Raw genomic sequence first — 10,501 nt, forward strand, 5'->3', positions numbered from 1 at the left:
AGTGGGAGAACTGTTTTTAGTACGGGGTAATTCCCCAGGGGCTGTCACGTTCTCCCGGCTACCGCCATCATAAAACGACCATTAAAAAAGGCCAACCAGTAATCTCTGGTTGACCTAATAATACGAAGGGGCCGTCTCAAAAGAGGTTCGCTCGCTAGAGAAATGGCTCGCATCAGTAAATTAAAAAAGTGAATTTCATAATAATAGCGTTGCGGAGAGCTATCCCTGCAACGCTATTTTTAGATGCATCTCCAAGTTCAGGGAGATTCACGTCGTTCATAGTTGCTCTTCTTGTCTTTCTGCCTGTTCAATGGCAGCCAGCAAGGTCTGCACTTTCTCTTGCAGCTTCATTTTCTGTTTAACGACCGCCTTACCCATACAAACGTGCAGCGATTGGCATTCGCTTCGATCTTCGTTCCATCCACGAGGTAATGCTCAAGCTTTATGTAGTTTTCTACCATGAGAAACTGAAGTACGGCTGTGATGACGGTCTCCAGCACGTCTTTCATTCGCTCAGAACGCTTTGGTGAAGAGATATATATCTAAACGATTGACCGCATCGTTGATGACGTGAACGAGATGGTTTTCGGGGATATCTTCTTGCAAGGCCTCTCTTTCTAGAATGGTTGGTCGTACTTCTATTCTAACAAGGAGATGGCTTCTTTTTGTTTGTATTTGAAGCAATTAATTGACAGGTTAATGGCAAACGGAACATTTAATGTGAAGTTTGCTGTTTAACCTAAATAAAACAGAGGGTATCCCATCGTCATTTTAATGACTTATGGGACACCCCCTCGCGATCTCAAATTATTCCTCGTCTTGTTCGGCAAGAACGATTCGCGATGTTCCAATGATACGGCCAGACGTGTTCAGCGCCTTGACTTGAAAATACGGGCCTTCCGCATTTACTTCCATTTCGGTCTCGAATCCGATACGAGGCATGTTGTTCACAACGATAGACAAAGCATTCGGCGCAGCACCAGCGAGAACTTGCCATGCAGCCGTTTCTGTCGACCCATTCCACGACGCATACACCGATGCCGTCTCCGCCCCATGCTCTACAGCAACGCTTGGCGGATCAAGCGGCACACCTGTCCATTTATTTTTGAATGCGCGATAGGACAAATTTTGATTCGGAAATTGCATGTTATAAATCAAATGCAAAGACGGGTTTGCCTTCGTATTGCCTCCATGCAAAAATTCTGAAACATAAGGTTCCTGACCCCATCCAACGAATTCGTTTCCGTTCGGCAGCTGCTGCACATTTCCTTGGCTTGGCACATAAAGCGCAGGATCATGAAAATAAGTATGAACCGCGTTGGCAGTCATCGTTTGTGTATCAAGCTGAACAATCAAGCCGTGCGCCTGGCATTGCGGCGGAGCTGTTGGAGAAGCGCAGCAAGCATCGTTGAAAAGGCTGATCCGATTCCCTCCTCTATGTCTGGCGTCATGCTGCCATGAGAACGCAGCGTCAGCCCCTAAGACGAAGTCGCTCTTCTTTCCTCCAAGCTGCCACAGAATATTGCCCGAACGTTTATCAATATTGTATATCGCCCACATATTGCGCATGCTGATAAGCAGCGTATCGTCTGGCCCTTCCTTTACAGAATTGACATGGAAACAATCCCATATGTTGTTCGATTCAGATGCGGTTGAAGCTGAGATGTACGAATCGGCCGGGTTTACATGCGCGAGCACATCCCACAAGAACAGCAGCTCTCCAGTCTCAAGATCCACTTCTTGGATCGAATAGTTGTCGTAATACCCGTCCAAAGGTCCGCCGTACGCAGTCAGGTCGGCAGGCACTTGTTTGAGAGCGGTGAATAAAACGGTATTGCGCTTCGTTATCGTAAATTCATGAAGATCAGAGGTATACCCGTTCCGGGCAGTAATCGTCTTGATCACTTGATAATGCTGATTATAAATGAGATAAAATGCGCCTGGTTCCGCGTCTCCGTCCGGCAAATTCGGATCGGCGGACTGCGTTCCCGATATTGTTCCCTGCCACATCGTAAGAACAGCCTCGCCTTTGTATTGTTGCACCCGGAAGTCCGTATTTTGGACGAACCTGCTCTCAAGCGGCTGAAACCAGATTGGATTCCCCTTTTGATCCATCATCAGGGCACCGGTCTGTCCGATCATTTCTACTCCAAAAAGCGTATAGGGCGCAACGAAAATAAACCCGGGAGCTGTCCCAGGTTTAGATACGTTGATGTTAACCTTCATTGGCTGCAAATTCGGGGCCGATACAAAATTCCATGCTCCTGAGCTGTCCATCCCCTTCAACTCCTGTTAACGACATATTCGGAGAAACACCTATCTCTACGAGTATATCGCTAAACAGTGCCATTCATGACTTACTTATAATCAATCACTTGACTCCAGTCTCGGCGACCGTAATAATCCGATGCGAGACTTAAACGGTCAATCCATGCTGTCGGCCGAAGCCCATTAGGCTCTGCGAGCATAACGGCTCCAGCGGTTGAGCTTGCGCGCACCCACGAAAACTTCCGGTGCTCGTTCTCGGAAATGAATAGCGGATAATAATCGCCATTATCGGACGGAGGCTGCGTCACTGCCGTTTGTTCCCCGCGCTCCAGCGGAACGTTTGACAAATATGGCGCTGTATTTCCTACTTGACTAGTTTCGCGAACTCGTTGCACAGTAATGGTTCGGTCATCTTGCCAGTCAAAATCGTTATCGGCAAAACCATTTGGCGTATAAGCTTTTTGCCGGAGCGATGCAATATCCTCCACAATCGTCAGCCTTTTATTCTGCGACGCCTCTCTTCCTGTCCCTTCGATATAAGCGAGCTGGCTCCTCTTTGGGCTCCATTGGAACCAATTCGACTGATTCAGCATTTGCCCCGATTTCACAAACGTCTTCGCGTTGGAGGATAAAAAACAAAGCGTATTGCCGTCCGCCGATAACGATGCAGTCGGCAGGGCGAGGAACGCGATCCAGCGTCCGTCCGCCGACCATTTGAAGCTGCTCGTTGTGACGGCGAAGAAACCGTCTGATTCGCTTTTGAATTGGAAAAAAAGCTTTTGCTCCGTTACTTCCCTGCCAGGTTTGAGCTTTACTGTATACAGTTGAACATCGGTCCAACCGCCGCCTGGAAGCAAATCCGCAACTTTCGAATACAACAGCCCTTTTCCATCGGGAAGCCACGAATAGCTGCCGGTGTGGTCGGCTATCGGTTTATTTTCAATGCGATCGGGATGATCCGCATATACAATCGATAAATTCCCGTCGTTTTGAAAAACCAATCGGTCGGCATTTGGCGCCCACTCCACATGGCTGCCCGGCCCAATCCGATGAGTACGAAGCGTCTCCGTGTTATAAAGCAATAGCTCGGGACGCTCCTCGCCCTTTGTATACGCAATCCATTTCCCGTCATTCGACCATCTCGGATATCGAATATAGCCGCCTTGTGTAATTTGTTTCTCTGAATTTCCAGTTTTGATCCACAAATCGTTATTGCGTATAAAAGCCGCTGCAAGCTTCTCTTGGCCAGTCGCATCTGCATTCGAAGCGGAGACTCCAGCAGCGGATAAAATAACGGCTAGCAGTAAGATTATTTTTTTCATTCCGCATTTCCTCCTGTCTCGATGGCTATTTCCTCAGGCAGACGTTTTGCCATGCTCGGCACGACGCGCTGCTTGTATTCGATCACGTCCGAGGAATAGATCGAGACGAATACGCGTCCGCCTCCGGCAAATGCTTTTATAAGGATGGGCTGATTGTATTGATTTTGAAAGGCGAAATCCGGCCCGTCCCAGCTGACTGTCGCGTCTCGCCCCGGAAGGACGTAAGGAACATTTCTGCTGTGCGAGTAACGTTTGACGATGACCAGCCCCGCTCGATCCGCAGCGTTAAACAGCGTTGACGAAACTTGGCATATGCCGCCGCCAATCCCCTCTGACAATTCCCCTCTAACAATGACCGGGGCTTGCATATATCCTTTTTCTAATGTTCGTTGACCGACAACGCGATTGAACGAGAACGTTTCTCCCGGCAAAAAGACCTGGTTATTGATCGCTTTCGCCGACAGCGCAATATTGTGCGAGCGGTTCCGGTTGTTGGCGTTGTAATAAGTGACATAAGAGCCGATAAGCCTGTCCCGAAGATGTGCAATTAACTCGGCGTCTATTTTTGCATAGAGCTTGCTCAGCGGAACATCGACCGTTTGCATCCCATTCTCGAAAAAATGTTCGTAAAACTGCTCAGCGAACATCAATCGGTTCAGCTTGTAGCCAATTTGATCGGGTAAGACTTGACCATGATCGCCTATGTAAGCATTTTGCGGCGCTTCATACACCTGACGTTCAATTTTAGCCTGAAGACGCTCGAAAAGCTCGGGGTTTACCAGCACAGTTCCAGGCAGCGTCATATCTGTTCGGTTCAGCTGGCCAATCGTTTCACCTTTGTGCTCGATCGTGATGGTATCTTGTAACGTATTTACGGGTTGAAGGATCAGTGCCAGTGCCGCTATCCAATGCCAATTCAAAATCTCATTCCTCTTTTTCTGTTTTTTGTAGCTTGGTCCTGTTTTGTACCCGATTGTCAATGCATAGTATGCGCTTCGGTCATTGGTTTGATTAAAAAGGACAAAAAAAACCGCGATAGTCGCGGTGCGGTTTGACAATCTATTTATTCGGCAACTGTCGTTGCATTCAGCTGCTTCAAACGAGCGATCATCTCCAGAGGCTCCATGCGGGCCATAAAATCAGGACTTACATAAGCATGGCGTACAATGCCTTTCGTATCGATCAAATAAGTTGCGGGAATCGGAAGCGCCCAGCGATAAGAATGATTGAACGCAGCGAGATCAAGGCGCAGCGTGTTAATAAACGTATCTCGCAAATAGTCGGGCAACTCAAACAAAAGCCGATACTGCTCGGATACAAGTCCGTTCGAATCGCTCAACACGGGGAAACACAGCATTTCCTTCTCTTGCTGCGCCAATGCTTTGTCTGGGCCTTGAGGACTGACAGCAATAACTTGTGCGCCGAGCTGTTGAATTTCGGGCAGCACCTGCTGGTAGCCCCTAAGCTCAATGTTGCAGAACGGGCACCAGCTGCCGCGGTAAAAGGTCAGAATGACCGGACCTTTAGCCAGCTCCTCATGAAGACTGACTCGGTCGCCATTCGAGTTATTTAATATAAAATCAGGCGCCTTACCCCCTTCTCTTAATCCGAATTCAATGCCGGATAACTGCTGCTCTCTAATATGCTGAAAAATAGCTTCTTGTGCCGATTCCGGCACTTTTGTAATAAATCCGGCTTTGGCTTGCTCCAATTGTTCATGTACAGACATCGTCAACACTCCTTCAAATAAATAAAAGATACCAGTCGGTATCTTTTATTGTAGCACATATCCAGCATATGGCAAGAGACCCATAGAAAAAGAAAAAGCCTGCGATGCGCAGGCTTTCCTTCTGTAATCCTATAGTGGTCGAAATCTTATTTCGGTTGGATGTAGCCTTCCGCTTTCAGCAGCTCGGCGATCAATACCGCGCCGCCCGCAGCGCCGCGAAGCGTATTGTGCGAAAGTCCAACAAATTTATAATCGTAGATGGAGTCCTCGCGCAGACGACCTACCGAAACGCCCATTCCGCGTTCAATGTCGCGATCCAGGCCGGTTTGAGGACGGTTCTCTTCTTGGAAATAAGTGATGAATTGCTTCGGCGCGCTCGGCAAGCCCAGCTCCTGTGGACGTCCTTTAAATTCGAGCCAACGAGCGAGAATTTCCTCTTTCGAAGGTTTTTTCTCGAACGATGCGAATACAGTCGCCAAATGTCCGTCCGTTACCGGAACGCGAATACATTGCGTCGTAATCAAAGGCGCGCTTGCTTTCACAATTTCGCCGTTCTGCACGCTGCCCCAAATGCGAAGCGGCTCTTGTTCGCTTTTCTCTTCTTCGCCGCCGATGTACGGGATTACGTTATCCAGCATCTCAGGCCAGTCGGTAAAGTTTTTGCCGGCGCCGGAAATCGCTTGATATGTCGATGCGACTACTTTTGTCGGATTGAATTCTTTCAAAGCGTGCAGAGCAGGTACATAGCTTTGGATCGAGCAGTTAGGCTTAACTGCGATAAAGCCGGTCGTTGTGCCAAGACGTTTTCTTTGCGCTGCGATGACGTCGAGATGTCCTGGATTGATTTCCGGAATTACCATTGGAACGTCAGCCGTCCAGCGATGTGCCGAGTTGTTGGAAATGACAGGCGTGCCTGTTTTCGCATAAGCGTCTTCCAGCGCTTGAATTTCTTTTTTGCCCATATCTACCGCGCAGAAAATAAAATCAACGTCAGCTGCTACCTCTTCCACTTTCGATGCGTCCTGAACGACGATAGTCTTCGCAGCCTCAGGAATTGGAGTCGCAAGCTTCCATCTGCCTTTCACCGATTCTTCGTATGTTTTGCCTGCCGAGCTTGCGCTTGCGGCAATCGCAGTTACATTAAACCAAGGATGACCGTCCAGCAGCTGCAGGAAACGTTGACCAACCATACCCGTTCCGCCAACAATACCGACTTTTAACTTTTGAGACATGTTCAATTCCTCCAGAATGTAAAGTTGAGTTCATGTAGAGCAAAAGGATGCTGCTTCATTATATTCATCTATGACTTCCAATGCGGCAAGCAGAAACGGCTTCGTCGCATTTGGCAGCAAAGCTGCGTTTCAACCAAGGTGAAACGGCCGTCTCGAATTATAGGTCAAGTATGGAGAATACTTAGTACTTTCCTATAATTAAAAAAATCCCACCCCCAAGACACTTGTCTTAGGGACGAGATTTGTATACTCGCGGTACCACCCCAGATTCGTTAATATGTCGCCATATCAACCTCTTCAAGTACGGCATACGGATCTGTATGCTTATACTCTAGCTCTGTAACAGGAGCTCCTGTCACACCACCTGCTTCCTGCTGAAGCTTCCGGTGCGCTGCTCAGAGTCTTTCTTCGATAAAGTGTTCTTTGCTCCTTCCCAGCTAACGGAGCTCTCTGTAAAAGAATCCATTTATCTACTCGTCTCTTCATCGCATTTATTATGAATTAATCATAACAAATTACGAAACGGAGGTAAATATCCTTTTCGAATTTTCCTGCCAATCCCTGCGACATTTTTCGACTATTTGTCCCGATTGATCATGTACGTCAGCAAGTGTTTCAGGAAGCTGATGTTGCGGGGCAATTCGTTCAATGCCGCCATTGCAAGGCAGTAATGCTCCCACATTTGTTTTCTGGCGCCTTCCAGACCAAGTATAGTGACGAAAGTGGACGTGTTGTTCTGCGCGTCCTGGCCGACCGGCTTGCCCAGCAGCTGTTGATTGCCCTCCGCATCGAGCAAGTCATCCTTAATTTGAAACGCAATGCCGGCATGGTACGCATACTGTTTCAACACTGTTATTTCGCTTTCCTTCACTTGCGCGAGGATGGCAGGCATTACTAACGAAGCCTCGAATGCGATGCCGGTTTTATAGAAGCATATCGTATTCAATTGCTCCAAGGACTGCGCTTTTCCCTTCGCGTGCAAATCCATCGCTTGGCCAGCGCTAATATCAGCTGCTTTCTGGGAAGAATAATGAATTAATGCGAGTACCGCTTTCGGATCAAAGCCATCCAGTGCCGACTGCTCCTCAATCGCCTTCTGAATCAAGAAAAGTCCCGTCAATTCAGCGATCGCGCTATTGTGGATTTGATGCAGCGTCGGACGGCCCCGGCGGGATGATGCGTTGTCCTGCGACGGCAAATCGTCAAATATCAACGACGCGGTGTGCATGTACTCCAGAGAGCGCATCAGCGGCATAATAGCCGATTCGTCAAGCCCGTATTCTCTTACGCCCATTACCCAGGCCAATATCGGCCTCAGCCGTTTTCCGTCGCCTGTCAGGCTGTAATTGGCGGCGTCAATAAGCGACTCTTTCATCTCTGGAATGCCAGGCTGCTTCACAAGCTGCAAGTGATCGTTGATTTGTTCTCGCACCGTTTTGACCGTGTCTCGAAATTGCGCTTTTTCCTGACGTTCTCTTTTCAAAGCGGCGATCATTTGATCGCGCAGCAGCTTGTCGAAAAATTCGACATTATGAGCCTTATGAACCATCTGCTGAATAAGCTGATGGAATGATGCGTTTGCAAGAGCGAATTTTTTCATGATGGCAGCATACCGTTCATTCCCTGCCCGTTCTTTAAACCGTTTCAAACCGTTAATTGCGCGGTCCAATATGACGTCGCGAGTTTTGGCATCGGATCCATACACGTCATGGATTAAATGCGCAATGACTGCCCAGTATAGTTCAAAAGGATTAATGAGATCCGGCCTTTGGTCGCGATGTTGCCAGTAGTACGTATAGGGCGTAACCGCTCCTTCCTGCAAATCGTCATGCATATCCGCGAAATCGTCGGCAAGCTGATTGTAAATGCCGTAATAAAAGGTGCGATGATCAAACCCTTCGTCTTCCGGAGCGCTAATGACAGAACGAACGATAAGGCGCGAGGATGAGGATTTTAATATGACGGGAAGATACAGCTCTTCATTCGTATATTTTGCGTTTGCAAGCGACTTTTGGCGGTCGATATGCTGAGATTCAAAAAACACGTAGGACTGTTCGAAGAAGGTTTGCAGCGATGCGGGCGATTGATGATTTTTAATATATTCAAACGCCTCTTTCAGCTCGCTATGCACGTAGTGAAGCAATTCTTTGTTCTTATCCGCCCATTGTCCCAGCTCAGGCACAGAGCCGTAAATGAGCGTTGTGCGGATCATTCGGGAATACTGCTCTTTCTCCCGTTCATTCAATACGCCGGAATCGAGCAGATCGTCAATGAAAGGATACGTGAGGCCGTAACAATAGCCGAGTCGAATCGCTTGATCTAGCCTGCGAACACGTTCCTCCGGAGCGACCCGATCGTCCATCTCATCCATCACATGCATGACGACTCCGATCATAATCTTAATGAGCTTGCGAACCGCATGCTCGGCGTTCATTTCATCCGGAATACGGGACGATACGATCTTGATCTTGCTTATTGCCCATATCGCCGCGCTCTCTACGCCTTCCTTCTGGGCCCAGCGGTATATGCCGGCCAAGCTGAGGCTGTCGAGCTCTTCTCTGTCTTCGGATTGAACAGGATCGATCAACATGCTTTTCAAATCGGCTGCGACTCGCTCGATCTTGGCCTGTGTATCCGGTGTGTTCATCGCCTTCCCTAAATCCCTCATATACATGTACGTTACGCTTCGTTCCAAATAAGCATCCAGTTGGCCGGATTCTGTCATCCAGCGGATATATTTGCGATAGCTTCGAGTATCAGGCTTCGACTTGCTGCGCGAAAGAAACGACAGCAGCGAAAATTTGTGAATATGAGTTTTGCTCCACCCCGCAAAATCATCGGTCAACGCAGTGACATGCGACTGCTCATTAAGCTGCGTTTGAAGCGACGACAAGTAGCTTTCTGCCTTCCTTTCAGCCGTCCGATACCAGCTATCGGTACGATTATCTATTGCCATATTCATACGATGGTTCCCTCAATTTCTATTTATATTGATAAGGTATGGCATCTAAAAAGTTTAATTTCTAATACGCAGAAAATGGTTTAGGGTTACGCAAAATCGCTTTGCTCGTAAAAATACCAATGATAACGATATTGGCAAATGTTTCTCGAAATGTCAATGCCATTCGACAAATATCATGCCAATAAAAAGAAGCGAAACCGTAGCCGGTTCCGCTTCTTTTTGCAATGTATTTATAGGGTATAGATTAGTTGCTCATCCAGTTATAGTGGAACGTGCCTTCTTTGTCCAGACGTTTGAACGTATGAGCGCCGAAGTAGTCGCGCTGCGCTTGCAGCAGGTTTGCCGGCAGACGCTCCGAACGGTAGCTGTCGAAGTAAGCCAGCGCGGAGGAGAACGCAGGAACCGGTACGCCGTTTGCTACAGCTGTGCCGATTACTTCGCGCCATGCGCCTTGGTACGACTCAACGATTTCTTTGAAGTAAGGATCAAGAAGCAGGTTGCGCAGGTTCGCGTCGCGATCGTAAGCGTCCTTGATGTTTTGCAGGAAGCCTGCGCGGATGATGCAGCCGCCGCGGAAGATCATCGCGATGTCGCCGTAGCGAAGGTTCCAGCCGTACTCGTCGGATGCTGCGCGCATTTGAGCGAAGCCTTGTGCGTACGAGCAAATTTTACTTGCGAACAGCGCTTTGCGAACGGCTTCGATGAACGCCGCTTTGTCGCCTTGGAAAGGCGCTTTTTGCGGGCCGCTCAGCACTTTGCTGGCTGCAACGCGCTCTTCCTTCATTGCGGAAAGGAAACGCGTGAATACCGATTCCGTAATGATGGAAAGCGGAACGCCCAGGTCGAGCGAGCTTTGGCTCGTCCATTTGCCAGTTCCTTTTTGGCCTGCGGAGTCAAGGATCACGTCTACCATAGCTTTGCCTGTTTCTTCGTCGTATTTCGAGAAGATGTCAGCAGTGATCTCGATCAGATAGCTGTCGAGCTCGCC

7 protein-coding genes, 1 pseudogene and 1 other annotated feature are annotated in these 10,501 nt (G+C 48.5%); all 8 genes and pseudogenes read right to left on the reverse strand.

Translation table 11 applies throughout. The features are described 5' to 3' along the window. Window positions 1-241: 241 nt before the first annotated feature. Window positions 242-642 (reverse strand): annotated as a pseudogene (locus tag GOM71_RS25230) (IS1182 family transposase); the annotation flags it as partial. A 165-nt stretch (window positions 643-807) separates the two neighbouring features. Then, complete coding sequence (locus tag GOM71_RS23535) at window positions 808-2,277, reverse strand: arylsulfotransferase family protein (protein ID WP_216651810.1); 1,470 nt, start codon at window positions 2,275-2,277, stop codon at window positions 808-810. 80 nt (window positions 2,278-2,357) lie between these two features. Then, a complete protein-coding gene (locus GOM71_RS23540) occupies window positions 2,358-3,590 on the reverse strand; it encodes a TolB family protein (protein WP_156285558.1) in 1,233 nt (410 codons plus the stop codon). Next, on the reverse strand, window positions 3,587-4,510 hold the full coding sequence (locus tag GOM71_RS23545; protein WP_156285559.1) for a VanW family protein: 924 nt from the start codon (window positions 4,508-4,510) through the stop codon (window positions 3,587-3,589). Before GOM71_RS23545 ends, GOM71_RS23540 begins: the two co-directional genes overlap by 4 nt. Before the next feature lie 143 nt (window positions 4,511-4,653). Then, window positions 4,654-5,319, reverse strand: coding sequence for a peroxiredoxin family protein (locus GOM71_RS23550; RefSeq protein ID WP_156285560.1), 666 nt, complete (start codon window positions 5,317-5,319; stop codon window positions 4,654-4,656). 146 nt (window positions 5,320-5,465) lie between these two features. Beyond that, window positions 5,466-6,551: an aspartate-semialdehyde dehydrogenase gene (asd, locus tag GOM71_RS23555; protein WP_156285561.1), complete on the reverse strand. Its 1,086-nt coding sequence runs from the start codon at window positions 6,549-6,551 to the stop codon at window positions 5,466-5,468. A 228-nt stretch (window positions 6,552-6,779) separates the two neighbouring features. Beyond that, window positions 6,780-7,046 (reverse strand) — a binding site (T-box leader). Between the two features lie 82 nt (window positions 7,047-7,128). Beyond that, the gene (locus GOM71_RS23560; RefSeq protein WP_156285562.1) at window positions 7,129-9,513 is read right to left on the reverse strand and encodes a polyprenyl synthetase family protein; all 2,385 of its coding nucleotides are present in this window, start codon (window positions 9,511-9,513) and stop codon (window positions 7,129-7,131) included. 244 nt (window positions 9,514-9,757) lie between these two features. Next, a partial coding sequence (locus tag GOM71_RS23565; protein ID WP_483311066.1) for an NADP(+)-dependent, decarboxylating phosphogluconate dehydrogenase occupies window positions 9,758-10,501 on the reverse strand: 744 nt, incomplete at its 5' end.

Origin of the sequence: Paenibacillus sp. NEAU-GSW1, assembly GCF_009737085.1 — a bacterium.
GTDB lineage: Bacteria > Bacillota > Bacilli > Paenibacillales > Paenibacillaceae > Pristimantibacillus.